The following is a 24274-nucleotide window of genomic DNA, read 5'->3' as shown; positions in this document are numbered from 1 at the left end:
TGTCTGGAGAAAACGCACATGAAAGAACTGCAGCACGTCCGTCGCTCGTCGTCTTCCCGTTCATCTCTGCGAAAGCGTGCTGCCGCATTCGGCATTGCAGGCGTGCTTGTCACGCCACTGGCGCATGCCGAGACGACGTTATATGTCGCCAATGTGGGCGGCTCGAACGAGACCATGTATCGGCAGAAGATCATTCCGCCGTTCGAGAAAGCGCATGACGTCAAGATTGTCTACGTGGCGGGCAATTCCAGCGACACGCTCGCGAAGCTACAAGCGCAAAAGGGTCATGAGCAGATCAACGTCGCGGTGATGGATGACGGCCCCATGTATCAGGCCATGCAAGCGGGTTTGTGCGGAAAGATAGATGAAGCGCCGGTCATGAAGGACCTGTACCCGCTTGCGCGTCTTGGGCCGACTTCGGTGGGCGTTGGAATGGTCGCGACCGGCATTGGCTATAACGCGGACGCGTTCAAGAAGATGGGCCTGCCGGCTCCCGACTCATGGAATGTCCTCACCGACAAACGCCTGAAAGGCAAGCTGGGTGTTCCGCCGATCACGAATACCTACGGGCTGCATACGCTCGTGATGCTCGCGCGCATGAACGGCGGCGGCGAAAAAAATATCGATCCGGGTTTCAACGCGATCACCAAACAAGTCGCGCCCGATGTGCTTTCGTGGGCGCCCACGCCCGGCGAGATGGACGGCCTGATGCAAAGCGGCGACGTGATTCTCGCGCCATACGGAAGCGGCCGGGCGGTCGCCTTGCAGAACACCGGCTTTCCGCTCAAGTTCTTCTATCCGAAGGAAGGCGGCGTGGCGCTGCAGGTGGCCGCCTGTTCGGTGGCGGAAAACGCGCAGCCGGCGCTCTCGCAGCAGTTCATCCAGTATCTGCTGAGTCCGGAAGTGCAGGCCATCCAGGCGCAGGCAATCGGTCTGGGTCCCGTCAACAAGACGGTCAAATTGTCGCCTGAAGTTGCCGCGCGCGTGCCTTATGGGCCCGATCAGATCGCCAAGCTGATTGCAGTGGACTGGACGACGATCAACCAGCACAGGACGGAATGGACGGATCGCTGGAATCGCACCGTTGAACGCTGAAAAACACTAACACGCAGACAAGAACCCCCATGAGCTTTCTGACACTCAAAGGCATTTCGAAGCGCTACGGCGACTTCACGGCAATCGAGCAGATCGACCTCGGCGTTGAGCGCGGTGAGTTCTTGTCATTGCTCGGTCCATCCGGTTGCGGCAAGACAACGACCTTGCAGATGATCGCCGGCTTTGTCACGCCGACCAGCGGCACCATCTTGCTCGATGGCCGCGACATCACGCACGAACGCCCGGAAAAACGCGGCATGGGCGTGGTGTTCCAGAGCTATGCGTTGTTCCCGCACATGACCGTTGATGGCAACGTGGGCTTCGGTCTCGAGATGCGCAACATGAAACGCGCGGCGCGCGCGCAACGCGTGGCCGAGGCGCTCGAGCTCGTGCGTCTGACGGGACTTGGCGGGCGCTATCCGAAAGAGTTGTCGGGCGGACAAAGGCAGCGTGTGGCGATTGCTCGCGCGCTCGCGATGCGGCCCGAACTTCTTTTGCTCGATGAACCCATGTCCAATCTCGACGCCAAGCTGCGCGAGGAAATGCATATTGAATTGAGGGGCATCCAGAAGCGCCTCGGCATTACCACGATCCTTGTCACGCACGATCAGGTCGAAGCCATGACCATGAGCGATCGGATTGCGGTAATGCATCGTGGAACCATTGCGCAGTTGAGCACGCCGTTCGAAGCGTACGAGCGGCCGGAGACGCCGTTTGCATCGGCGTTCCTTGGCAAGACGAATTTGTTGCCGGGTGAAGTGCTGCGCCGCAATGGCCGATGCGCGGAAGTCGACGTGGCCGGCACGACGCTCAAGGTGCCGCACGAAGGACGCCACGTGCAGGGCAAGGTCAACGTATATATCCGGCCGGAGAAGGTGCATCTGGCCAACTATGGCGTTGGCGACATCCGCGCGACGGGCCGCATCACCACGCGCGTGTTCACGGGCAACCAATGGCTTTTGCTCATCGATACAGGCCTTGGACAAGTGAGCGTCGCGCAGCCGAACAATGGCGCGCCTCCGCCCGGGGAAGGCGAGCAAGTGGGCCTGATGTGGTCGGATGACGACTTGCGCGTGCTGCAAACGGAGGCGTTCGATGGCCACGCTTGACGACGATCGCGCCGGCGCCGCGCCGTGGATCCTGTCGGCGCCGGCGCTGCTCTTGTTCTGCGGCTTGCTGCTCGTTCCGTTGGTGTTGACGTTCGTACTGTCCTTCCACGTCTTCAGCGACACCGCCGGCACGCTCGCCACCTACACATGGCGCAACTACTTCGAGGTCGTCACCGATCCGTATTACGGCGCCATTTTCGGCCGCACGGCTGCGCTCGCATTCGCGGTGACGTTCTTCTGCATTGTGCTCGGCGTGCCGGAAACCATCGTGCTCGCGCGCATGAAGCGGCCCTGGCAATCGATCTGCCTCCTGATCGTGCTTGGACCCCTGCTGATATCGGTGGTCGTGCGTACGCTCGGCTGGCAAATCCTGCTCGGCAACAACGGTGTACTGAATAACGCGCTTCAGGCATTGCACATCACGTCCGAACCCATCCGGCTCGTGTTCACCATGACCGGCGTCATCATCGCGCTGACGCACGTGCTCGTGCCATTCATGGTGATGTCGGTATGGGCCACGTTGCAGAAGCTCGATCCGCAAGTGGAATGGGCAGGTCTTTCAATGGGCGCGTCTCCGTTTCGCGTGTTTCGCCGTGTGGTGCTGCCGCAGATCCTGCCGGGCATCCTATCGGGTTCGATCATCGTGTTCGCGCTGTCGGCATCGGCGTTCGCAACGCCTGCGCTGATTGGCGGACGCCGCTTGAAAGTGGTCGCGACCGCCGCCTACGATGAATTCCTCGGCACGCTCAACTGGCCGCTGGGTGCGACGATCGCGGTGCTGTTGCTGATTGCGAACGTGGCGATTGTGATGGGCTGCAGCCGGCTTGCCGAGCGCCGTTTCAAACACATCTTCGACTGAACCGGGAGACGTCATGAAACAAAACGGGTTCCTGGGTCTCTTGTTCAATGCGCTGTTCTTGACGTTCATTGCCGCGCCGCTGGTCGTGGTGATCGCTGTGGCGTTCACCGACAAGGGCTTTATCTCACTGCCTTTCGATGGCGCGTCGCTACGCTGGTTCAAGGCCATTCTTGAGAATGACCAGATCCTCGATGCGTTCCTGTTGTCGCTGAAGCTTGCGCTGGTTGCATCGACCATTGGCGTGGCGCTTGCGGTGCCGGCGGCGCTTGCAATTGCGCGGTATCGCTTTCCCGGACGCGGAGCGCTCACCGGCTTTTTCCTTTCGCCAATGATGATTCCCGCTGTCGTGCTCGGCATTGCGTTCCTGCGGTTCCTGAGCCTGCTCGGACTCGGCGGCTCGTTCTGGGCGCTGTGCGCAACGCACGTGATCATTGTGTTGCCGTATGCGTTGCGCCTCGCGTTGTCTTCGGCCGTCGGGCTCGATCGAGATGCCGAGCGCGCGGCGCTGTCGTGCGGAGCAAGCCGCTTCACGGCGTTTCGCCGCGTGGTGTTGCCCATGATCCGTACCGGCGTGGCGGGCGGATGGGTGTTGTCGTTCATCCAGAGCTTCGACGAACTCACCATGACCATTTTCGTCGCGACGCCGGGCACCACCACGCTGCCCGTTGCAATGTACAACCAGATTGCCCAGACGATCGATCCGCTGGTCGCTTCGGTGTCGACGGTGATGATTGTGGGAACAGTGATCCTGATGCTCGTGCTTGACCGCATGGTGGGTCTGGACCGCGTCCTGATAGGAGAGACACGATGAAAGGCAATGCAGTCGACAGTCCCGACGTGCTGGTGGTCGGGGGCGGACTGGTGGGAACCACGGTGGCCTACGGGCTCGCATGCGAAGGCTTGAAAGTGACGGTGCTGGATCAGGGCGACGGCGGCTTTCGTGCATCGCGTGGCAACTTCGGGCTGGTGTGGGTGCAGGGCAAGGGCTACGGCCTCTCACCCTATGGCCGATGGACGCGCAGTTCGTCGCGATTGTGGCCGGGGCTCGCGGCGGCGCTCCTGGAGGAAACAGGAATCGATGTATCGCTCAAGCAGCCGGGCGGTTTCCACCTCTGCTTTTCCGACGACGAAATGGCCGAGCGCGAGAAACGCCTGTCGACGTTGCAAGCGGAACTTGGCGGCGATTACCCGTTTGAATTACTCGATGCAAAAGCGTTGCGCGAGCGCCTGCCCGCCGTTGGACCTGAAGTGATCGGCGCGAGCTACACGCCCATGGACGGCCACGTGAACCCGCTCAAGCTGTTGCGCGCGCTTCATGAAGGCATGCAGCGGCGCGGCGTGAAGCTCGTGAGTGGCGAGGACATTGGACGTATCGTGCCGGATTCGGGCGGCTTCGCGGTCCATGGAAGGAACGCGGTATGGCGCGCGCCGCGCGTGGTGCTCTCCGCCGGTCTTGGCAATCGTGCGCTGAGTCCGCAGGTCGGCCTGCATGCGCCCGTTGCGCCGAACCGCGGTCAGGTTCTGGTGAGCGAGCGCGTCGCGCCTTTTCTGCACTATCCGACCATCAACGTGCGCCAGACCGACGAAGGCTCGGTGCAGTTCGGCGACTCCATGGAAGAAGCCGGCTACAACGACTTCACCACCACCGATGTGTTGTCGGCCATCGCGCGTCGCGGCGTGCGCAGCTTTCCCATGCTCAAGAATGTGCGGCTCGTACGCACGTGGGCCGCGTTGCGCGTCTACAGTCCCGACGGGTTTCCAATCTACGAGCAATCGTTGCAATACCCTGGCGCGTTTGTCGTGACCTGCCATAGCGGCGTCACGCTTGCCGCCGCGCATGCAAAACGCATCGCGCCATGGGTGGCCGGCGGCGAGATTCCCGAAGAGCTTCCCGCGTTTCGCGGAGGACGGTTTCTCGACTCGGCCCAGGTTGCCGCCAATGCACATTAGCCGCGTTATTCCAGCTATTCCCGAACACCGACCTTGCGCATCGATATGACATCCAAACCGCTATTCAGGGTGCTTGCACCGGTCGCGCCCGCCGTGGCCGACGACATCGTCCAGATCTGGTTCAACGACCAGCCGCTCAACGTGCCGGGCGGTCGTTCCGTTGCCGCCGCATTGCTTGCGGCGGGCGTCCAGCGTTTTCGCGCCACGCCGGTTTCCGGCGCGCCGCGCGCACCGTACTGCATGATGGGCGCGTGTTTCGAATGCCTCGTGGAAATCGATGGCGTACCGAGCCGGCAAAGTTGTCTCGTGACCGTGCGCGACGGCATGCGCATTCACTCGCAGGAAGGCGCGAGCGATCTTCCTCCCCCGTCCGGCGAGAACGCGTTGCAGATGAAGGAGAGTGCTCATGGCCGCTGAATCCATCGATGTCGCCGTGATCGGCGCCGGTCCCGCCGGGCTTTCCGCCGCCACGCAGGCGACGCGCGCGGGCCTGTCCGTCGTCGTGCTGGATGAACAGGAGTCGGTCGGCGGCCAGATTTATCGTGCGATAGAACGCAGCGATGCGCAGCGCCGCCACATCCTCGGTCCTGACTATCAGGCAGGCAGCGCGATCGCGACGGCGTTTGCCCGCTCCGGCGCGCGATACGTGCCGAACGCGTCCGTCTGGCAAGTGACGCGCGAAAAGACGGTGCATTACCTGAAAGACGGCAAGGTCGGCAGCTTCGAGGCAAAACGCGTGGTGCTCGCAACCGGCGCGCTCGAACGGCCGTTCCCTATCCCAGGCTGGACCTTGCCCGGCGTACTGACCGCGGGCGCCGCGCAGATCCTGCTGAAGAGCGCGGGCGAAGTGCCGAGCGAGCCGCCGGTTCTCGTCGGCTGCGGACCGCTTCTTTATCTGCTTGGCTGGCAATATGTGCGCGCAGGCGTGCCGATTCGTGCGCTCGTCGATACCACCCGCCACGAGGACCGCTGGCGCGCGAAGCGCCACATGGTGTCCGCGCTGCGCGCGTGGCCCTACCTGAGCAAGGGCTTGCAGTTGATGCGCACGCTGCGCGACGCCGGCGTGCCAATGCACGAAGCCGCCGACGATCTGCGCGTGGAAGGCGTGATTGGCGAAGACGGCGCGGAGCGCGCCAATGCGCTGAGTTTTTCCGTGCGGGGCGTGTCGCATCGGATCGAGGCAAAGGTGATCCTGCTGCATCAGGGCGTGGTGCCCAACACGCAGTTCTCGCTGTCGCTGCGGGCATCGCACAAATGGGACGACGCGCAACTCTGCTTCACCCCGACAACCGATCAATGGGGCGAACTCGATGTCCCCGGTATTTTCGTGGCGGGCGACGGCGGGGGTATCGGCGGCGCGCAGGCGGCGCAAATGCAGGGGGAACTGACCGCGCTCGCGATTGCCGCGCAACTCGGCGCCATCGATGCAAAGACCCGCGATCAAAGCGCCGCGCCGCGTTTTCGCCGCCTGGCCGAGGTGATGCGGATTCGTCCGTTCCTCGACAGCCTGTATCGTCCCCGCGATGAAAACCGCGTGCCCAAAGACGAAGTGATCGTATGCCGTTGCGAAGAAGTGACAGCGGGCCAGTTGCGTCAATTCGTGGAACTGGGTTGTCTTGGACCGAACCAGGCCAAGTCGTTCGGCCGATGCGGCATGGGTCCGTGCCAGGGACGCATGTGCGGCCTGACGGTCACTGAAGTCATCGCCGACGCACGCAGTGTCGCGCCGGAAACGGTCGGCTACTACCGCATCCGCCCGCCGATCAAACCGCTCACGCTCGGAGAACTCGCCGGTGAATAAGCCTGCAGCCAACGAGTCGGACGTGCTCGTGATCGGCGGCGGCCTGCACGGATCGAGCAGCGCGTTCCATCTCGCGCGCCGTGGCGTGAGCGTGACTGTGCTGGAAGCCGACTACATTGGACGGCATGCGTCCGGTGTGAACGCGGGTGGCGTGCGCACGCTTGGCCGTCCCGTGCCCGAGATCCCGTTGGCGCTGATGTCGCGTGAAATTTGGCACAACATCGTGGAAACAGTCGGCGACGAGGCGGGTTTCGTTGCATCGGGGCAGTTGAAGATTGCGGAAACCGAAGCCGAACTCGATGAATGCCGCGAACGTGTCGCGCTGCTTGAATCGCACGGTTTCACGCATGAAAAGATCATCGATCGCGAGACCTTGCGTGAACTCGAACCGGCGATCACGCCGCACGTGACCGGCGGTATCTGGGTGGAACACGATGGCTACGCGCTGCCGTTTCGCGCCACGACCGCGTTCCGGATTGCAGCGCAGCGTCACGGTGCGGTGTTTCATGAAGGCACGCCCGTTACGCGCATCGAACAGGTTGGGGAACGCTGGATTGCGCATACGCCGCGCGGCGTTTTCTCCGCGGCGCAACTTGTTGTCACCGCAGGCGCGTGGGCGGGCGAGCTTGCGGCGCAAGCCGGCGAGCCGGTTCCGGTTCATCCGGAAGGGCTGATGTTGATGGTCACGCATCGCGTGGCGCCATTCTGCCGCGCGACGCTCGGCGCAACGGGCAGGCCATTGTCGTTCAAGCAATTCGATAACGGCACGGTCGTGATCGGCGGAAAGCTGATCGGCATCGCGGATTTGCCGGGGCGTCATGGCGAAGTCGATTTCGGACGGCTGGTAAAGAGCGCGAATACCGTGGTGGACCTGTTTCCGCATCTGCGCCACCTCGGCATCAACCGCGCGTGGGCGGGCGTGGAGGCGTTCACCGATGATTCCCTGCCGGTGATCTCGCGCAGCAAACGCGCGTCGAACCTGACTTATTCGTTTGGATATTGCGGCAGCGGGTTCCAGCTTGGACCAGGCTGCGGCAAGCTGGTGTCCGAACTCGTGCTCGATGGCGTGGCGTCGCTGCCGCTCGATGCGTTTGCCATCGACCGCTTCGAGGCGTTGAATGGCGCTCCTGTAGCTGCGAGTTGAACTACGTTAATTGAAGCCATTTTTAATCTCTAAAGGAATCGTATGACCGATATCGTCAGGCTTGAATCGAATCAACGCATGAGCCGTGTTGTGAAAGCAGCGGGGCTGGTGTTTATCGGCGGCCAGACGTCGAACGACCGCACGCCCGATGTGAAGCTGCAAACGCAGCAGGTGCTGGCGAAGATCGATGGATATCTCGCGCAGGCAGGTATCGACAAGACGCGGTTGATCTCCGCGCAAATCTGGCTTGCCGACATTGCCCGCGACTTCGCCGGCATGAACGAAGTGTGGGACGCGTGGGTCGCGCCGGGTTGCGCGCCAACGCGGGCGACAGTCGAGTCGAAGCTGGCCGCGCCCGAGTTGCTGGTCGAGATCACGGTGACCGCGCTCGGCGAATAACGCTTGCAGGATGGACGGTGGAGTCGCCGTGAACGCGCAAGGAAGAGCGCTGCGCGGAACGCGGATACAATTCGGCAGCACGATTTGTCCAACACCGACCAGATTCCATCCAATGCGTAATCCCACCCGGGCCGTACTTCTCGGTCCGCTTCTGAAGGGCGTTTCGCGGTCCTTCTATCTCACGCTGCGCGTGCTGCCTGCCGGCATGCGCGATCCGGTCGGGCTCGCCTATCTGCTGGCCCGGGCGGCGGACACGATTGCGGATACCTCGCTGATTCCCCCGGCGCAGCGGCTCGAATTGCTGCTGTCGCTGCGAAACCTGGTGAACGGCGCACCCGACGACGGCACGTTCACACGCCGTCTCACGCAGGAAGTGGCAGGTCAGCAAAGCCTCTCCGATGAAAAAGTCCTGCTTGAATCGACGGGCGCCGCATTGACCGTGCTGTCCCAGTTGAGTGATCCGGACCGGGACGCGGTGCGCGGGATTGTATCGACGCTCACGCAGGGCATGGAATTCGATCTGCGCACGTTCCCCGATGAATCGTCGGGACGCATCAAGGCGCTGAACACGCTGGAAGAACTCGATACATATACGTACCTGGTCGCGGGATGTGTTGGCGAGTTCTGGACGAGGATGACTTACGCGCACATGCCGGGCACGTTGAAAGGGCCGTCCGAAATCATGCTGTCGCGCGGTGTTCGTTTCGGAAAAGCGTTGCAGATGACCAACGTATTGCGTGACTGCAGCAAGGACTTGCGCATTGGCAGGTGTTATCTACCGTTGCCCATGCTGGGTCAATATGGTCTGACGCCACAAGACCTGCTTGAACCGGGCAGCTCGCGTCGTGCGCAGCCGCTTCTGTTCGAGCTTTTGCGCCTGACGCTGAATCACTATCGCGCGGCCGTCGACTATGCGCTCGCCATTCCTGCATTGTCGATCCGGCTGAGGCTTTCGTGCTTGTGGCCGGTGCTGATCGGACTCGAAACGCTGGTGCTGCTCGTCAACAACGACGACTGGCTCGATCCGGCCAGGATCTCCAAGATCACACGCAACAAGGTGTACAGGATCGTTGCAGGTTCGACGCTGCTCGCGCCATCGGATCGATTGCTGCGTGTGTGGATAAATCGGCTGGTCGCGCGTATTGAAACGCGGTTGAACGCCTGAGGGCGGCCGGTATTCTCGTGATCCGGCGGGGCGGATATCATAGGGGTTGTCGTTTATACACGGCGATCCTCTGCCCGGTCCGCGCCGGGTCCGAATTCAAGTAGTCGCACCTGGTTCCGTCACGCATGAACTCCACTCCCGATGCCCCTTCGCGTCCCGCGATGCGTTCCCTGACACCTCTGGAGGCGCGCGTGCTGGGCGTGCTTGTCGAGAAGCAGCACACGGTGCCGGATGCTTATCCGCTGTCGGTGAACGCGCTGACGCTTGGTTGCAACCAGAAAACCGCGCGGTCGCCGGTGATGAACGTTACCGAAGCCGATGTGCTGACGGCCATTGATGAACTCAAGCGCCTGAGCCTCGTGTTCGAAGGCAGCAGCAGCCGCGTGCCGCGTTTCGAGCACAACATCACGCGTTCGTTGGGCATTCCGAGCCAGGCGGCCGCGTTGCTTACCACATTGATTCTGCGCGGGCCGCAGACGCCGGCTGAATTGCGTTTGAACGCTGCGCGCCTGCACAGTTTCGCGGATATTTCGTCGGTCGAGGCGTTTCTCGATGAACTCGCGGGGCGCGAACCGCCGCGCGTGATCAAGCTGCCGCGTACGCCGGGCGAACGTGAAAGCCGCTGGGCGCATTTGCTGTGCGGTGAGGTTACGGTCAGCGAGGTATCGACGAGCGCAATGGTCGACGATCCCGTTTCTTATAACGACTTCGAACTGCTGAAGGCGGAACAGAAGCGGTTAAGCGATGAAGTGGCAAGGTTGCGGGTGCTGGTTGAACGGATGGCGGGGGAGCTTGGGATTGAGGTGGGGGAGTGAGATTGGTTGGGGCTTCTCGGACGGCTGCTTTTTGCATGTAAGCGCGACATGTTCATCGATATCTACAATTGCGTCTCGGCTTCGCTATCCCATTGCGCGAGTAGATCAGCCGGGATAGCCCGGACAGTTTGTGCATACCGCGCGCCCACAAACTGTTCCGCGCGCTTGAGCAAAACCGGAATCGGGCTACTGGGTTCGTTGACTTCAAACCACGCCCGCGCCTGGCGAATGCTCTCCAGCGCCATTTGTCGATTGGTCATTGAGGTGCGCGAGACCCGCATGGACGGCGCAACTTCAACGCTCTCCGCTTGCGATGCAACTGCATCGCTGACCGGAGGGTTTTCGAGCGTTGCTACCAAAGGCTCAGTCAAGGACATTTCTTGATCGATGGTGTCCAGTTCGATGTCGCTATCGTCAATTCCAACATCCGCCGGACCCGCAAAAAGCCCCAATACCTTGCTCAGCGCCGATAAATCCGGCGAGAACGTGCCGAGGTTGTTCTCGCACCATGCGGTGATTGCAGCAAGACTGGAGCAAGCCTGGTCGAACCCAACAAGACTCGACGGATCGCGTTCACGCAGCGCCTCAAGCTGTTGCGTAACCGAATCCTGAGACAAGGCATCGACCGGACGCGGTCTTGCAAACGCGCGCTCGACATCGCGCACTTGCAGCCGAGCCACCGACGCCTTTCCAAACGTCACTTCCCGAAGGTCCGATAACAAGCCATCGGTATCGGTCAACGCCTGTAGCGCGTTTGCGCGAATCTCCAGCGCGGCCTCGCGATCCGAATCCACCGCCAGTTGCGGGTGAACCGTATCGGGATACGTTTCAAGCAAGCGCGCAAGTAGTCCTACCTTCGCGAAAGCCCATGGCGCCGGCCAGTCGTGTGCGGCATCGCGTGAACAACACGGCTATTCGTATGTCCTTCGTGCGAAGCATCAGTCTGCGGCAATCGCGATCGATATCACCCCAGTTGACGGTTTCAGCCGAGCCCACGAAATTGCCGTACTGCGCATCGGGCTGCGCCGTCGATTTCGCTGACATGACCACATACTCAGGGTCGTACTCAAGATCGGGACCACACGGGGCGTCAGTGGAGATGGGCGCGAGCCAGTCGTGACTCACCGCCTCGTTCGGCCGCGCCTTGGCGGTCGCTTGTTTCTTCGCGTTCATATCGAGATCCGTTTGCTAGTGTGTCGTCGCGGAATGCTGCTCGGGCTCGAAGCGCATGCCGGTAATCGGATCGCCCGTTGGAGAGCGTCCGAGCCATCCAGACCAGCCCAGCCGTTCAGGGCCGCCAATAGTCGCGGGCGTCGCGCTCAGCGATTTAATGCGCAACTCAAGCTCCCAGACAAATTCGTAGCCGATAAACGCGCGCACCCATTCGACCAGCAACGGCAAATCTGCACCTTGCGGCGTGAAGCGCAAGTACTCGTTTAGCCGTGACCACGAGGGTAACGATCAACTGTTTCCGGAGTCTTTTCAGGATGGATTTTTCGTGACTGGAATTATTGTTCTGCATGGCGAATGAATCACGACTGATGGATGAACGGAATCAGAAATTAGCACGAAGGTCGAGCGTAGCTAAGTCAGATTAAAGCTATGGTTTCGAGCATTGGCGTGGGAAGCAAATGCATGCACGAGCAATTGCTCGCGCTCATGGACCGCCGAATGCGGTATCGATCGGATAACGAGGCTGGGAATTCAATAAAAAGAGGACAAAAATTGAATTGGAAAGCAGCGAATTGACGGAAAGCGGGATGTAAAAGCAGCGCAAGGTGCAGGTGGCGGAGTAACAGTGAATTCGGAAATTAATTCGCTATGAGTAGTTCGGAAAATCGGTTTAAATTACCGAAACGATTACGCCTTATCCAGATCTGGTAAGACTTAACTGTTCCCGCGTGTTTCTTTTGGGAAACGGATCGCAAGCCAAGTGCGCGCGTCGCGCTATTTGTCTGTTTAATATCCGACAGATATAAACATCATACGAATAATTTTTTACCGGATTCGGCGGATAAATCGTATTTGTTTATTTGTCGGCCTAGTAGTTAATTCCGAAAACATTGATAAGGGTCGGATAAGTATAAATTTTTCCGAAATCATCTTATTTTATGTTGCGGTTCTTGAGCAAATACTTTTGCGCCGCAACAAGCCATAGGAAAAATTTCGCTATTTAACTGAATATTACTTATTCGTTTGTGTGCTACCGCACATTCCGGGTACTATTTACCCTAGTGATCAGGTGAGAAGGTAGACTTTGCCGAATCGCTCAAGTTAGCGGCATTCTCGGTCAAACGTTTGCGTGATGGACGATAAAGCGACTGCTTTGACAGCCGCGATACGGGGTCGGGGTTCGCGTCAGCGTTTCCTAATACACGTCGAAGGCGAGTGGTTGCGTCGGCAACCGCCGGGAAGGGTGTGCCTTCGTAGTCGTGTCCCCAAGTCGCAAGTTGTCCAAATCGTTTAGCGCGCCATTCGGTACTGAGCACGGAATGGGTCAAATGAGTCTCGGGTTAGTTAGACATACGAAGTAAGTAAAGCGCCTTGGCTGCTTTGTCTGCCAAAAGCGTTTCGTGTGTCAAAAACTAAAAAATATCTGCTTATTTTCTGTCGGGCTTTTCTCGACAGTGGACAAACTCGCCATGATAAAACGACGTCAATTTCTCGGTTGCCTCACCGCTTTCGGCGGTAGCTATCTTCTGACCGCCTGCGGCGGTGGTTCGAGCGACGGGATCGGCAGTGCTGCCGGTGCTGTTGCGAACAACGCTACGAACGGTGCCGCAGTTGGAAACGCAGTTGCCAATGCCGCGAGCCCGGCATCCGCCAACGGCACGAGCCTGCCTTCCGCTTCTTCGATCATCGACAACTCGGGCAATGTCTGGACCCTCTCGGGAGGTGTGGTGTACAGGAACGGTGCGGTTGCAGGCGTCAACTACAACGTTGCCCTGGCGCTCTGGTATAGCGGCACCGTTTATCACGAGAACACCGCGGGCCAGTTCTATTCGTGGAACGGATCGGGATGGTCGGCATGTCTTGATCCGCGCACGGCCGGCATCTCGGCCGATGGCGCAACCATCCCCTCGGGCTCGGTCCTCATCGATAAACTGGGCCGCAAGTGGACAGTCTCCGGTGGAGTCATCTACAGGGATGGCGCTGTCGTTGGTATCAACTACAACGTAGCCTTGCTTCTCTGGTACGGCGGCATAATGTGGCACAAGAACACCAGCGGCCAGTTCTATGCGTGGACCGACGCGGCTGGCTGGCTTGCATCTACCGATCCGTGCACCCCTGTTGCCGCTACCGCTGGCAGCTTCTTCGGTGTGAACGGCCACTGGGACTTCACCTATACCCCGGCCCAGATCGTCTCGATTCTGACCAGCATGGGATGCAAGAGCTACCGAGTCGGGTGCACCAATGATCCGCAGCAACTCGCCGCCGTGACCAAACTGGCGGCAGCGTTTCAGGCGGCTGGTATGACACTGTTGGTGCTGATCAATCAGGGTATGACGGACGCCAACGGCAACGTTCTGAGCAGCGAGAGTGTTGCCTACAACCAGGGTTACATGGTCGCATCGGCGGTTGCGAATGCACTCAAGCAGTACGGCGTCACCATGTACGAATGCGGCAACGAACTGACCCGCCAGAATTCCACCATCATGAACTTCACGGAAGCGGGGACCAAGGCCGTCGACTTCAACAATGCCAACTGGCCTTCCATGCGTGGCGTGATGCGCGGCATGATCGACGGTGTCAAGTCGGTCCAGCCGAACGCGAAGTGTGGCATCAACTTTTGCGTGGCGGACGTGGGTGCGTCGGATGCGTTATGGGAAGGCATGCAACCCGACGGAAGCCGTGGTTATCCGCAGGTTCGCTGGGACATCACTACGTGGCACAACTACGAAGTGTATGGCGACATCTTCAATATCGGCACGGACGGCGCAGGACCTGGCATCGATCTGCCCACGTACTGCAAGGCGCGTTACGGCGTTCCGTTCATGATCACCGAGTGGAACACAGGCCCTGAGCAAACCCAGGCTTATCGGGCGAACTACATCACGACGCAATTGGGCAATTTCTATAACGCCAGAAAGACGCACAACATTCAGTCCGTGATGTACTACGTGCTCGATAGCGGGAACAGCACCTATGGGATCATGATCAACGGTGCACCGCTTAGCGCGCCTTACGCCGCGTTCACCGGCTTTACGGCGTCGCATGCCGACGTATAGAAATAGTCCACAAGGTTGGTGATCGTTAGGTCCACGAGAGCCGGGATAGCGCAGCGCTATCCCGGCTCTTGCCGTTATGAATGGTCAAGACGCCGTGTGCAATCGGTTGCATAGATGTGCGAACTATATTGACGCAATACCATCTAATTTTGGCTCACACGCTTTTATCTGACTGTCCTGGCTTCGGGGCCAGGCCTGGATTGCGAGAGCATCAAACCCCAATCATCCGATGTTCCGCAGTAAAGTAGCAGCTTGTGAATCGCGCCGGAATTGCGACCTCCTGCATTCCATTTCGTGCGCGCGGCCACTTGCACTATCCATTACGCAATGAGCACGCAGATGAAGCCGATCAAATTCGTCGATGCCAAATCGTTGTTCGGCATGACCGTCATGATTTTCTTGCTGGTCATAACGGCTGTGTGGCTCAGTCTAGGCGGGATTTTGACCAGGAAAGGCAGGGAGTGTTTTGGGAAAATCTTTGGCGAAAAATAACCGGCGCGGAACGCTGAGCGTTCCCTCGCTTAGGCCAGCAGCCGTCCCCATTCATAGTCGATGCCGTCCGGGGTAAACGGTAGAACACCTGCGCCCGGAGTGAACGTCAGTTCACCAAAGTAGATCTCGTTGTCTGGCGCGTACAGATCCACGCGAACGTAGTCGAAGTCTTCCGCCAGAACGGCGGCGGTATCCAGTATCGCCTTGAGATTCTCGGGCGCGGGCGCCGGTGTTTCGCTACGTTTGTAATAGCCGATGGCGATATCGAGGTGGTTCCAGTGAATGTCATACACGTCGCCGTGCGTGTTGTTCCCGAACCGGTCCGAGATCACCAGAATGTACATGACCGGCCGCCCGGTGTTTCCGCCGAAACAATGCAATTTGTAGTCGGCGGGGATCTGGCCATTCTTGTCGAGCAGGAGTTTTTCAAAGAAGATCCGCCGCTCGATCTTCCGGTAATGCCGCTCGCGGCCAACATGATAAAAATCGGTGGCGAGCCATCGTTCGGCAAGCGCCTGCAATTTCTCGAACGATGTTTGCGACTTGTCCCGCACCACTTCCACGAAGCTGCTGCCATGATTCGCCTTCATGACGAACGAGGTCGGCAGGGCATCGAAGACAGCTCGGGTAAAGCTGTCCGGCGCTGCTATCAGTGGAACCAGATGCGCCTCGCCGAGCTTGTTCTTCACATAGTCGCGAACGGTCAGTTTGTCGGTCAGTCCCGCATAGCGCGGATCAGGTGCAAGACTACGTTGCAGTATCTTCTCGTTGAATGTGGCCGGCTGAAGCAGCCTTGGAAAGCGGCCCATGAATTTCCGGTGCATCAGAGTCAGAAACAGGACGTCGGGCAACATCGACTTCGCGCCTTCCTTGATCTTCCTCCCAAACGAGGCTGACGCTTGCATTGCTGCGGGCTTCCTGAGCGGCTGCTCCGCCGCCTTGAAGGCCGCTGAATTCGGAGCGGCAATCTCCTTTAGCGGTAGCGCTGAAGAACTGCCCGGGTTCGGAGCGGCATGCCACTCGCCGAGCTGCCCTGTCCTGGTTTTACGCATGTTTTCCATCCACGCTCAACGCGACTGGCCTGCGTTCCAATGATGCAGCGTCCCGCTGAGGGAAATTGACTATTGGCTCTTTGGCCCCAGTCGCATCGAGCGACTGCGCGCCTGTCCGGATCTGCCCGCGCGTCCGGAAATGCATGGGCGAAACACCGAAACGTTGTCTGAATAGTCGTCCTAACCGGTTGCCGTCACCCATGCCGCACCGTCTTGCGATCTTGTCGATAGGAAGATCGGTATCCATCAGCAACGTGCACACGATTTCAAAGCGTGTCCGTATCAGGTATTCCAGTGGCGTTACTCCGAACTCAGACTTGAAGCGCCGAAGATAATTGCGTTTGCTCATTGCGGCCGATTCGGCCGCCTGCGCAACTGAAATCGGCTTGCTGTAGTTTTCCTTGATCCAGCGGGCTGATTCGTGAATCTTCTCTGTTGTCGTGCGCGCGTTCAGATCGTCGAGGTCTGGTTTCGTGCGCTGTATGGCATGAGGTTGCAGCACGCGGGCAATCCTTCGCGCGGTGTCGGCGCTCAGGTCACGTTCAATTTGCGCAAGCGCCATGTCCGCGGGTGTCGTAGCGGTAGACCAGTCTGCGACCGGTGCGTCCTTGAACCAAAAGATCGGCACCGGGGATCGTGCCAGGTTCTTTGGATCAAAGACGGAGTTGGCGCCCGGCTGACTGCGCAGGGATGCGTCGTGGGTGGGGCGTGACATCCATGACAGAAGGCGGTCGTCAGGACCTCCTGAGGTGTCTGCGTCGCGGCAGGCCACGAAAAATGCATGGAAATCGATCAATGCATACGTCTCGAGCTTCTGCGTCCAGATCGAGATGCTGGACGAGCTTGTGACGAAGCCGCCCGTGTCCGACAGTACTGACAGACGATAGGGAGGTTCTCCGCCACCGGCCTGTTCGAACTCGTTAGCCAGCCGAAAAGCCTCGCCGATCGCTCCGGCGTTCGCCACGGAGCATTCGTTCGAAACCAGCAGTCCGATGTGCCGCTTATTAACTTTGGATTCATCCCGGTGATGTAGGTCGCCAGGCCGATAAAAGTCCGTCAGAGTGTCCACTATTTAATCCTCCAAAGCTGCATGCGTGACTTTGTGCAGCACAGCGTAGGTCTCCGCAATAACCAATTGACGAATTGGCGGAGTCGACCTAATGAATGGCGCATACGTCGGCATGATTAAGAAATAATTACTCTTGATCAAAGGCAACTGCTTAAACATTAACCATATGCGGAAATAATTTCCGGTCCATATTATTAATATAAAAACAGAAACAGACAGGGGAAAAGTGTCAAAGGCTTTTGTTTAAACCTATACAGAACAATGCCTTAGCTGCTTTCGTTCCTGCATGACATGATGTGTCCGGCTTCTATAGAATGTAGTAGAAGACCAGAAAAAGAGGAAAGTTTCGATAGATATAATATCTGTTACACATATTGCAGATCGCAACAATTCTTTCTTTCCCTAGGATTCCCGTAAAGGGTTCAACATAATCGGCCAATAGTTCTTGATTTTAAGCCTTGACCGATTTCATTCGATTTCCCCGGTCTATGCTTCAACGCAACATGAAAAGGAAATCGGGTTTTCATTCCTCAGAAGATTACGGGAAGTTAAACGCTGCTTTTTCGAAACACGCTTGCGGCGCCTGGAACAGCCTCCAGCATGCAGTGCGCCGCGGCGAGTCCATAAATCCAACCTGATACACGTCGAGAGCTGCGAGAAAACCAGGCAGTAATTTTGACGATTCGGGGTCTGCGTTTTTATCAATCGGAACTGTTGTCCGCGATCCGGGTTTAGCCGCTCGCCGCGTATGACGTATTCATCCCGATGCCTTCATGAGCAACGTGTCGCATTGGCGCAGAACCTGCGAAAGCATGCAAACGTGAGCTGGCAGTAAGCAGTTCTCCATGTTCTCAGGCGCAGCGATGGACGGCTTGCTTGCGGGCTGCGCACCGTTGACGGGAAACAACAGGGCACTCTACATGCTAAGAGCCGAGGACGAAGGGCACACGAACCATCTGCTTGACGCGTTGCCTGTTCATGAATGGCAGGCACTGCAGCCGCTTCTTGAGGCCGTTCAACTTCGAGAAGGCCAGGTGCTGTGCGAGAGCGGGCAAGCAATCGAGCACGTCTACTTTCCCGTGACGGCGGTCGTGTCGTTGATCCACCGCATGGTGGAAGGATCGTCGAATGAAATTGCGGCGGTCGGTGCAGAAGGAATGATAGGCGTACCCGTTCTGACTGGCGGAAAGACGATGCCGATGTGTGTCCAGGTGCAGTTCGAAGGGACGGCGTACCGGATGAAAGCAGCGGCCCTGCAGCAGCGGTTCGCCACTTCAGACGAACTGCGGCGATTGTTGTTGCTATACATGCAGGCATTGCTCGTACAGGTTGCACAAACGGTGATCTGCAACCGGTACCACTCGGTCTACGAACAATTGTGCCGATGGCTGTTGATCGAGACAGACCGTATGCCGGGAAACGAAGTACAGGTGAGCCATCAATTGATCGCCGAGATGCTCGGTGTGCGGCGCGAAGGCGTAAGCGCGGCGGTAAGCAAGCTGCAGGATGCGGGCGTGATCCATACCGGCCGGTGCTGCATTACGGTTCGCGACCGCGAAGCATTGCGAGCCGAAGCGTGCGTGTGTTACGGCATCGTGGCACGTGAGTTCAGCAGGCTGCTGCCGCGCGTGCCGGCGAGAGAGATGGTTGCTTGAGGGTGGCTCGTTTTAGCGTGCGGCCAGCGTCGAGTTGCGAAAGGCCGGGAATGCTTTGTGCAGGCTGCAATATCTCTCGAAATTCGATCAGGTTATTGAACATTTTGGAGTACATATCGTGGAAGGGTCTATGAAATGTCTCGAAAATATCCGGATGGCGATCACGAGAGCGGATGCCCGCGTGGTGCAGGCGCCGGCTGTGATCGTGGCCGATCGCGAGGTACTGCTCGCCACTTCAGACACCGTTCTGGGACACACGCCTAAGCCGCTCCGGGAGAGCCATCGGGATACACGCTCAGCGTTTCCCTAGGCAACTATTTCTGTGGATAAAGCCGGCTGGCCGCTGGAAATCGTCAGCCGTTCACCACCATTCAGCGGGCCGCGAAGTCGTGCGGCAATACCCGGCAGCGGCGCCCTCGCCGCACGGTCGCGACATACATTGAACATCGAAGGAATACGCCGGTGGATTACTACCCTTCAAATTCGCTATCACCGTCCGCAGATCACGAGCGCGGGCAGCTCAGCGCCAAGGACATGATCAACCTGATGCGGGATCACATCTGGGAGATCCTGGTCGCGACGGTTGTTGTCGTCGCGTTAGCGGTGGCCTACATCTTCATTGCGCCTCCGATCTACTCTGCCGACGTGCTCATCCGTGTGGACCCGCCAGAGCAGAACCAGTTGGGTATCGCGCTGCAGAATCAGGAAACGTTGCCGCCACCCGCGCCCGCTCCGAGCGAAGAAATGGCCGTGATGCGCAGCCGCTCCGTGCTTGAGCCCGTGATCGAAAAATACCGGTTCGACGTCTCGGTCACGCCGCACATGTTCCCGCTTCTCGGCGACATCGCGGAAAAATTTGCGACGCCAGGCGAACCGTCGAAGCCGTGGCTCGGGCTCAAGTCCTTTGCCTGGGGTGGCGAGCGTGTGCAGGTGGGCAGCCTCGATGTTCCGCAGAACCTGGAAGAAGAGAAGCTCAAGCTCATCGCGCTCGATGGCGGCCGGTATGAACTGCGTGGCCCATCGAATGAGTTGCTGGTCAGCGGCATGGTGGGAGTTCCCGCAAGCGCGAACGGCGTCTCGATCGTGTTGAAGCAACTGGATGCGCGTCCCGGTACGTCGTTTGAAGTGATTCGCTGGAATGACCTCGACGCCGTCAAGCGCTTCGCCAATACCGTGAAAGTCAGCGACAAGGTCAAGGACTCCGGCCTGATAGAAATCGAATACACGGACAAGAGCCCCGCGAAGGCGACCGAGGTCACCAACGCGCTTGCCGAGCAATATCTCGCAACGGCGATTGCAAGCCGGCAATCCAACGACACAAAGACGCTCGCGTTCATCAATGGAGAACTCCCGCGTCTGCTGGCCGATTTGCGCAAGGCTGAAGAGGCGTTGAAGAGCTACCGGTCGACCTCCAACTCGATGCAACCTACGGCAGAAGCGCAGTCGTTCCTTCAGGGCGGTATCGATTTCGATCGCCAGATCGCTTCGCTTCAATTGCAACGCACGCAATTATTGGAGCGCTTCACGCCGACTAGCCGCTGGGTGCAGAACATCGATACGCAACTCGCCCAACTGAACAAGGCGAAGGGTGAATTCGACGGACGTTTTCGCAGCATGCCGACCTCCGAGCGCGAAAGCGTCGACCTGATCCGCGCGCAGAAGGTCGCTGAAACAATCTACCTTGGCATGGTCCAGAAGGCCGAACAACTGACTGTGCGGCGCGCGAGTACCTCGGGCGGCGCGCATGTGGTCGACTCCGCCGTGCGGCCGCATCGTCCGGTCAAGCCGAATCGCCCCGTGGTACTCGGCGGCGGCGTGGTGCTCGGATTGCTCACCGGCGTGTTCCTCGTCTTCATGCGCCGCCACGTGATGATCGGCGTGACGGACCCTCGCTACGTGGAGCGCCGTCTGAGTGTGCCGGTCCTCGGCGAGGTACTGTTCAGCCAGCAACAGATGCGGCTCGATCCCAGCAGTGCGGGCGTGCCCAAGAAGGCGCTGCCACCTGTCCTGAAACCTGGGCTGCCGTTTCCGCGTGCTGAGCCGGTAGGAGACTTCAGCGACGCCGGCACGCTGGATGGCGTTGGCAGCAGGGTGCTTGCCGCGCGCTTTCCGCACGACCCGTCTGTCGAGGCGCTGCGTGCAGTGCGCACCGCGCTGACGCGCGATCTCGCTCATGCACCGAACAACATCGTGATGGTCACCGGTCCCACGCCATCGGCGGGAAAGAGCTTCGTCGCGGCGAATCTCGCGGTGCTGCATGCCGAGACCGGCGCACGGGTTCTTCTCATCGACGCAGACATGCGCCGTGGTCACCTTGCGTCGTTCTTCAAGCAGCGCAACCGGGGCGGCCTGTCCGAAGTGCTGTCCAACCGCATGCCGGTGCGTAATGCGTTGCGCCACGTGGGCGTGGAAGGTGTGTCGTTCATTTCATGCGGCACGCGTCCGGCCAACCCGGCAGCCCTGCTCATGCAGCAGGGGTTCAGGGACCTGCTGGACCGGCTCGGCAAGCAGTTCGATCTCGTGATCGTGGACACGCCCCCGTTCCTCGCGGTGACCGATGCCTCGATCATTGCCAGCGAAGCGGGTTCGTCGCTGCTGGTGCTGCGCTCGGGCATGCAAAGCGAGGAAGAAATCGCCGATACGGTCAGGAAGCTCGCGCGTGCCGAAGGGCGGATCGCGGGTGCGGTTTTCAACGGAATACCGCTTCGCCGAAGCAACCGCGGCTATGGCTATGCCACGAACTATGCGAGCGACCACGGTGACGTAGAGACGGTTCACTGAGTTCGCTGCTTCATCAGCGCGCCCACGCCGGGAGCGCGCTACATCGTTCAAGGGAAAGTGCAATGGCCATAGCAATCAATGGGAAGTTCACGTCGCAAAGAATCACCGGCGTACAGCGTGTTGCTTTTGAATTGACACGGGCAATGCAGATGCGTGGAACGCCGGGCAAGGAGCTTGAAGTGTTCGTGCCGCAGGACGCAGTGGCCCCTGGCACGCTTCTCAAGCGCCAGCGGCGTTTTCCATGGTTCCGCGGGAATCTCTGGGAACAGATCACGCTGCCGATCGCATCGAGAAGAACAACGCTCGTCAACCTGTGCAATACGAATCCGCTCTTCAAGCGCAGGCAGATCGTGATGGTTCACGACATGGCCGTCTTCGACGTGCCCGAAGCGTTCTCCAAGAAATTCCTGCTCTGGTACAAGCTGCGGTTTTCGATACTGCCGCGCCTCGAACCGCTGATCCTGACCATCTCGACCTTCTCGCAAGAGCGGATCTGTCATCACATGAAGATCGACAAGTCGCGTGTGGTCGTCCTGCCTCCCGGCGCGGATCATCTCGACCGCATTGCTTCCGACCCGGCGGTCATCGACCGTTTGCGGTTAACGAAGGATTCGTATTGCGTGATCGTGGGCAGCCTCGACCCGCGCAAGAACCTTCAGCGCGCGCTCGAAGCCATCAAGCAGCTTGGGCATTTGCCGAACCTGAAGTTCGTGATTGCCGGCGGCAAGAACTCGCGCGTGTTCAAGGCGGCGAGCAGCGCCGCGCTCGACGCGGCGGCCGAGGACCAGCGGATCATATGGGCGGGCTTCGTATCCGACGGCGAATTGAAGGCACTTTATGAAAGCGCCGCCTGCCTGATTTTTCCATCGCTGTACGAAGGATTCGGATTGCCGCCGCTCGAGGCCATGTATTGCGGTTGTCCCGTGATTGCGTCCACGCATGCGTCGATTCCCGAAGCCTGCGGGCAAGCGGTCATGTATTGCGATGCAACCTCCGCCGACGACATTGCGCAGAAGGTGTCGCTCATGATGAGCGACAGCCAGTTGCGCCAGCATTATCGCGAGATCGGCTTGCTGCACGCGCGCGAATTTCGCTGGGATCGCGCGGCGCGTGACTTGCTTGCGATCCTGCAGGACGAAGCTAACCGGCGTCCGTTCAACCTCTCGCCCCGCACGTCCGCAGGCTAAGCCCAATGAGTCCGTATCCGGAGTGGGCCCATGTTTAAGCAGCGCCACAGCCATGCAAGGCGACGTGCGTTGCAGACGCTCGCGGCGCTGGCGAGCGTGCCGTTTCACGCGGTGGCTGCGACGGCCGTTGCTGTTCCCCGTTCGGGCGATACCGGCACGCGCCGCATGACGCAGTTGATCGGAAGCAATGGCTGGGCGGGCGCGCCGGCGGACATCGCCATGTGGCATCAGATGGGCATCTCCTGGGGGCGCGATGTAGCGGGTCCGGGTCAGCCCGATTCGCCCCGCGATGCAATGCGCATCGACAGAACCGGTCCGAGTTACGACAGCAACCTGCCGCCGGTGCTGCTCAGCAACAACCGCAACGGCTTTCGCTCGCTGTTGCTGCTCGCTTATACGCCGGGGTGGAACGCCACGGTTGCAGACGATTCCAAATCCGCACCAGTCGATGTCAACGCGTGGACGCAGTACGTCGATGCGGTGGTCCGGAAGTATTCGGCACCGCCTTACAACGTGCGCTATTTCCAGATCTGGAATGAGGCGGCGGGGCGCTTGTCGGGCGGTCTGCAACAGGCGACGTTCTGGCATGGTCCGGCAGCGGGCGGGAAGGATGGCGTGTATGACCGCGCCATGCAGGACTACGTCGAGCGTATTCATATTCCCGCTGCGCGGATCATACGCAAGTACCGCTGCTACATCGTGTATGGCGGCTGGCCGGATCAGGGCGGTGTGGATACCTACATCAAGTGGCTTGAATACAGGAGCCCCGTAGTCAATGCACGCATGATCGACTGGGTCGACTATCTCGACATTCATTACATGAAAGTCGCGGAACTCGATCCTTTATACGAGCGATACGTGCGAAACGGACCCGCGCGCGGAATCTGGCAGACCGAGATCGGCGACCGCTACATGGAAGACCCGCACTATCTGGCGCGGTACTTCTTTGACTTCGCGGTATGGGCGCTCGACCGAAACTGGGATGACCCGGACAAGTACGTATCGATGGTCTTTCACTGGGATGGCGTCGAGCCTTTCCGTCTGACGCAACGCGGAAACCCGCGGAAATACACGGTCTCGGGGCGGGCATTGGTTGTGTTGAACCGGACCGTGCCGGGTGCGCTTGCGCCTGTACCCGTGCCGCTGAAGTTTGGCCCGGATGTTGCCGGCGGCGCGCTGTATTCAGACAAGGACCTCGTCTTTCAGGTGGCCGCGCCGGCGGGTTGGCGCACGGTGTCGGTGCCGGGGCTCAAGGCGCCGGTGGCGCGCCAGCCGGACGTAAGGTTTATCGATGCCCTGACTGGGCAAGCCGCACCTGCAAGCGACGTCGCCCTCGACTGGGACAGCGGCGCTCTGAATATCCGTTTCAAGGTTCCCGCAAACGTCAATGGAGCACCAAGGAAGCCGCCGGAAGTGCCGGTACATCTGGCGTATATCGTCGTCAGTTCGAGACAGGCAGCATGACTTTGCCC

At 59.5% G+C, this 24274-nt stretch carries 20 protein-coding genes and 2 pseudogenes; 18 read left to right on the top strand and 4 right to left on the bottom strand.

From position 1 onward, the window contains the following. The first annotated feature begins 18 nt into the window (after positions 1-18). The 11 genes from AWB64_RS16180 (at position 19) to AWB64_RS16130 (ending at position 10337) form a co-directional block, all read left to right on the top strand. Positions 19-1095, top strand: coding sequence for an ABC transporter substrate-binding protein (locus AWB64_RS16180; RefSeq protein WP_060856445.1), 1077 nt, complete (start codon positions 19-21; stop codon positions 1093-1095). Between the two features lie 29 nt (positions 1096-1124). After that, positions 1125-2204 (top strand): ABC transporter ATP-binding protein, encoded by a 1080-nt coding sequence (locus AWB64_RS16175; RefSeq protein WP_060856444.1) that lies wholly within the window; start codon positions 1125-1127, stop codon positions 2202-2204. Further along, the gene (locus AWB64_RS16170) at positions 2191-3063 is read left to right on the top strand and encodes an ABC transporter permease (protein ID WP_060856443.1); all 873 of its coding nucleotides are present in this window, start codon (positions 2191-2193) and stop codon (positions 3061-3063) included. The genes AWB64_RS16175 and AWB64_RS16170 overlap by 14 nt, the downstream gene beginning before the upstream one ends. 13 nt (positions 3064-3076) lie before the next feature. Then, positions 3077-3874 (top strand): ABC transporter permease, encoded by a 798-nt coding sequence (locus AWB64_RS16165; protein ID WP_060856442.1) that lies wholly within the window; start codon positions 3077-3079, stop codon positions 3872-3874. Further along, the gene (locus AWB64_RS16160) at positions 3871-5013 is read left to right on the top strand and encodes an NAD(P)/FAD-dependent oxidoreductase (protein WP_060856441.1); all 1143 of its coding nucleotides are present in this window, start codon (positions 3871-3873) and stop codon (positions 5011-5013) included. Before AWB64_RS16165 ends, AWB64_RS16160 begins: the two co-directional genes overlap by 4 nt. A 45-nt stretch (positions 5014-5058) precedes the next feature. After that, positions 5059-5430, top strand: a complete 372-nt coding sequence (locus AWB64_RS16155) for a (2Fe-2S)-binding protein (protein WP_060856440.1) — start codon at positions 5059-5061, stop codon at positions 5428-5430. Then, a complete protein-coding gene (locus tag AWB64_RS16150) occupies positions 5420-6814 on the top strand; it encodes an FAD-dependent oxidoreductase (RefSeq protein ID WP_060856439.1) in 1395 nt (464 codons plus the stop codon). The genes AWB64_RS16155 and AWB64_RS16150 overlap by 11 nt, the downstream gene beginning before the upstream one ends. Continuing rightward, the gene (locus tag AWB64_RS16145; RefSeq protein WP_060856438.1) at positions 6807-7958 is read left to right on the top strand and encodes an NAD(P)/FAD-dependent oxidoreductase; all 1152 of its coding nucleotides are present in this window, start codon (positions 6807-6809) and stop codon (positions 7956-7958) included. Before AWB64_RS16150 ends, AWB64_RS16145 begins: the two co-directional genes overlap by 8 nt. 42 nt (positions 7959-8000) lie before the next feature. Beyond that, positions 8001-8357 carry a RidA family protein gene (locus AWB64_RS16140; protein WP_060856437.1) on the top strand — a complete coding sequence of 119 codons (357 nt, stop codon included), beginning with the start codon at positions 8001-8003 and terminating at the stop codon, positions 8355-8357. Positions 8358-8469: 112 nt separating this feature from the next. Continuing rightward, positions 8470-9522 (top strand): phytoene/squalene synthase family protein, encoded by a 1053-nt coding sequence (locus AWB64_RS16135; protein WP_060856436.1) that lies wholly within the window; start codon positions 8470-8472, stop codon positions 9520-9522. A gap of 125 nt (positions 9523-9647) precedes the next feature. After that, positions 9648-10337: a YceH family protein gene (locus AWB64_RS16130; protein WP_060856435.1), complete on the top strand. Its 690-nt coding sequence runs from the start codon at positions 9648-9650 to the stop codon at positions 10335-10337. Between the two features lie 62 nt (positions 10338-10399). On the opposite strand, the pseudogene AWB64_RS16125 reads toward AWB64_RS16130, so the two are convergent. Continuing rightward, a pseudogene (locus AWB64_RS16125) lies at positions 10400-11510 on the bottom strand (type VI secretion system protein TssA). A 15-nt stretch (positions 11511-11525) separates the two neighbouring features. Continuing rightward, positions 11526-11777 (bottom strand): annotated as a pseudogene (locus AWB64_RS16120) (type VI secretion system baseplate subunit TssG); the annotation flags it as partial. A gap of 1202 nt (positions 11778-12979) precedes the next feature. Between AWB64_RS16120 and AWB64_RS16115 the strand changes: the two are divergent. Together AWB64_RS16115 and AWB64_RS31580 are read left to right on the top strand one after the other, a co-directional pair. Further along, a complete protein-coding gene (locus AWB64_RS16115) occupies positions 12980-14566 on the top strand; it encodes a hypothetical protein (RefSeq protein WP_060856433.1) in 1587 nt (528 codons plus the stop codon). Between the two features lie 339 nt (positions 14567-14905). Further along, positions 14906-15058 (top strand): hypothetical protein, encoded by a 153-nt coding sequence (locus AWB64_RS31580; protein WP_157766637.1) that lies wholly within the window; start codon positions 14906-14908, stop codon positions 15056-15058. 29 nt (positions 15059-15087) lie between these two features. Here the strand turns inward: AWB64_RS31580 and AWB64_RS16110 are convergent, their stop codons facing one another. Both AWB64_RS16110 and AWB64_RS16105 read right to left on the bottom strand, forming a co-directional pair. Then, on the bottom strand, positions 15088-15963 hold the full coding sequence (locus tag AWB64_RS16110) for an ATP-grasp fold amidoligase family protein (RefSeq protein ID WP_244164085.1): 876 nt from the start codon (positions 15961-15963) through the stop codon (positions 15088-15090). Positions 15964-16102: 139 nt separating this feature from the next. Then, the gene (locus AWB64_RS16105; protein ID WP_244164084.1) at positions 16103-17179 is read right to left on the bottom strand and encodes a helix-turn-helix domain-containing protein; all 1077 of its coding nucleotides are present in this window, start codon (positions 17177-17179) and stop codon (positions 16103-16105) included. 920 nt (positions 17180-18099) lie between these two features. Here AWB64_RS16105 and AWB64_RS16100 point away from each other — a divergent pair. The 5 genes from AWB64_RS16100 to AWB64_RS16080 all read left to right on the top strand — a co-directional run bounded on the left by AWB64_RS16100 (position 18100) and on the right by AWB64_RS16080 (position 24266). Beyond that, positions 18100-18834, top strand: coding sequence for a Crp/Fnr family transcriptional regulator (locus AWB64_RS16100; protein WP_060856555.1), 735 nt, complete (start codon positions 18100-18102; stop codon positions 18832-18834). 130 nt (positions 18835-18964) lie between these two features. Beyond that, the gene (locus AWB64_RS16095) at positions 18965-19144 is read left to right on the top strand and encodes a hypothetical protein (RefSeq protein WP_060856431.1); all 180 of its coding nucleotides are present in this window, start codon (positions 18965-18967) and stop codon (positions 19142-19144) included. 152 nt (positions 19145-19296) lie between these two features. Beyond that, a complete protein-coding gene (locus AWB64_RS16090) occupies positions 19297-21615 on the top strand; it encodes a polysaccharide biosynthesis tyrosine autokinase (RefSeq protein WP_244164083.1) in 2319 nt (772 codons plus the stop codon). A gap of 62 nt (positions 21616-21677) precedes the next feature. Then, a complete protein-coding gene (locus AWB64_RS16085; RefSeq protein ID WP_060856430.1) occupies positions 21678-22802 on the top strand; it encodes a glycosyltransferase family 4 protein in 1125 nt (374 codons plus the stop codon). A gap of 30 nt (positions 22803-22832) precedes the next feature. After that, positions 22833-24266, top strand: coding sequence for a hypothetical protein (locus AWB64_RS16080; RefSeq protein WP_060856429.1), 1434 nt, complete (start codon positions 22833-22835; stop codon positions 24264-24266). Positions 24267-24274: the final 8 nt, after the last annotated feature.

Origin of the sequence: Caballeronia sordidicola, from assembly GCF_001544455.2 — a bacterium.
GTDB classification, from domain to species: Bacteria; Pseudomonadota; Gammaproteobacteria; order Burkholderiales; family Burkholderiaceae; genus Caballeronia; species Caballeronia sordidicola.
This window is presented reverse-complemented; position numbering and strand designations above follow the sequence as displayed.

Excerpts from the sequence above, each read along its gene's own strand:
- AWB64_RS16165 (WP_060856442.1), top strand. The coding sequence starts at position 3,077 with ATGAAACAAAACGGGTTCCTGGGTCTCTTGTTCAATGCGCTGTTCTTG.
- AWB64_RS16170 (WP_060856443.1), top strand. The coding sequence starts at position 2,191 with ATGGCCACGCTTGACGACGATCGCGCCGGCGCCGCGCCGTGGATCCTG.
- AWB64_RS16110 (WP_244164085.1), bottom strand. The coding sequence starts at position 15,963 with ATGCAAGCGTCAGCCTCGTTTGGGAGGAAGATCAAGGAAGGCGCGAAG.
- AWB64_RS16095 (WP_060856431.1), top strand. The coding sequence starts at position 18,965 with ATGAAATGTCTCGAAAATATCCGGATGGCGATCACGAGAGCGGATGCC.
- AWB64_RS16130 (WP_060856435.1), top strand. The coding sequence starts at position 9,648 with ATGAACTCCACTCCCGATGCCCCTTCGCGTCCCGCGATGCGTTCCCTG.
- AWB64_RS16100 (WP_060856555.1), top strand. The coding sequence starts at position 18,100 with ATGCTAAGAGCCGAGGACGAAGGGCACACGAACCATCTGCTTGACGCG.
- AWB64_RS16180 (WP_060856445.1), top strand. The coding sequence starts at position 19 with ATGAAAGAACTGCAGCACGTCCGTCGCTCGTCGTCTTCCCGTTCATCT.
- AWB64_RS16140 (WP_060856437.1), top strand. The coding sequence starts at position 8,001 with ATGACCGATATCGTCAGGCTTGAATCGAATCAACGCATGAGCCGTGTT.
- AWB64_RS16080 (WP_060856429.1), top strand. The coding sequence starts at position 22,833 with ATGTTTAAGCAGCGCCACAGCCATGCAAGGCGACGTGCGTTGCAGACG.
- AWB64_RS16085 (WP_060856430.1), top strand. The coding sequence starts at position 21,678 with ATGGCCATAGCAATCAATGGGAAGTTCACGTCGCAAAGAATCACCGGC.
- AWB64_RS16135 (WP_060856436.1), top strand. The coding sequence starts at position 8,470 with ATGCGTAATCCCACCCGGGCCGTACTTCTCGGTCCGCTTCTGAAGGGC.
- AWB64_RS16115 (WP_060856433.1), top strand. The coding sequence starts at position 12,980 with ATGATAAAACGACGTCAATTTCTCGGTTGCCTCACCGCTTTCGGCGGT.
- AWB64_RS16160 (WP_060856441.1), top strand. The coding sequence starts at position 3,871 with ATGAAAGGCAATGCAGTCGACAGTCCCGACGTGCTGGTGGTCGGGGGC.
- AWB64_RS16175 (WP_060856444.1), top strand. The coding sequence starts at position 1,125 with ATGAGCTTTCTGACACTCAAAGGCATTTCGAAGCGCTACGGCGACTTC.
- AWB64_RS16155 (WP_060856440.1), top strand. The coding sequence starts at position 5,059 with ATGACATCCAAACCGCTATTCAGGGTGCTTGCACCGGTCGCGCCCGCC.
- AWB64_RS31580 (WP_157766637.1), top strand. The coding sequence starts at position 14,906 with ATGAAGCCGATCAAATTCGTCGATGCCAAATCGTTGTTCGGCATGACC.
- AWB64_RS16150 (WP_060856439.1), top strand. The coding sequence starts at position 5,420 with ATGGCCGCTGAATCCATCGATGTCGCCGTGATCGGCGCCGGTCCCGCC.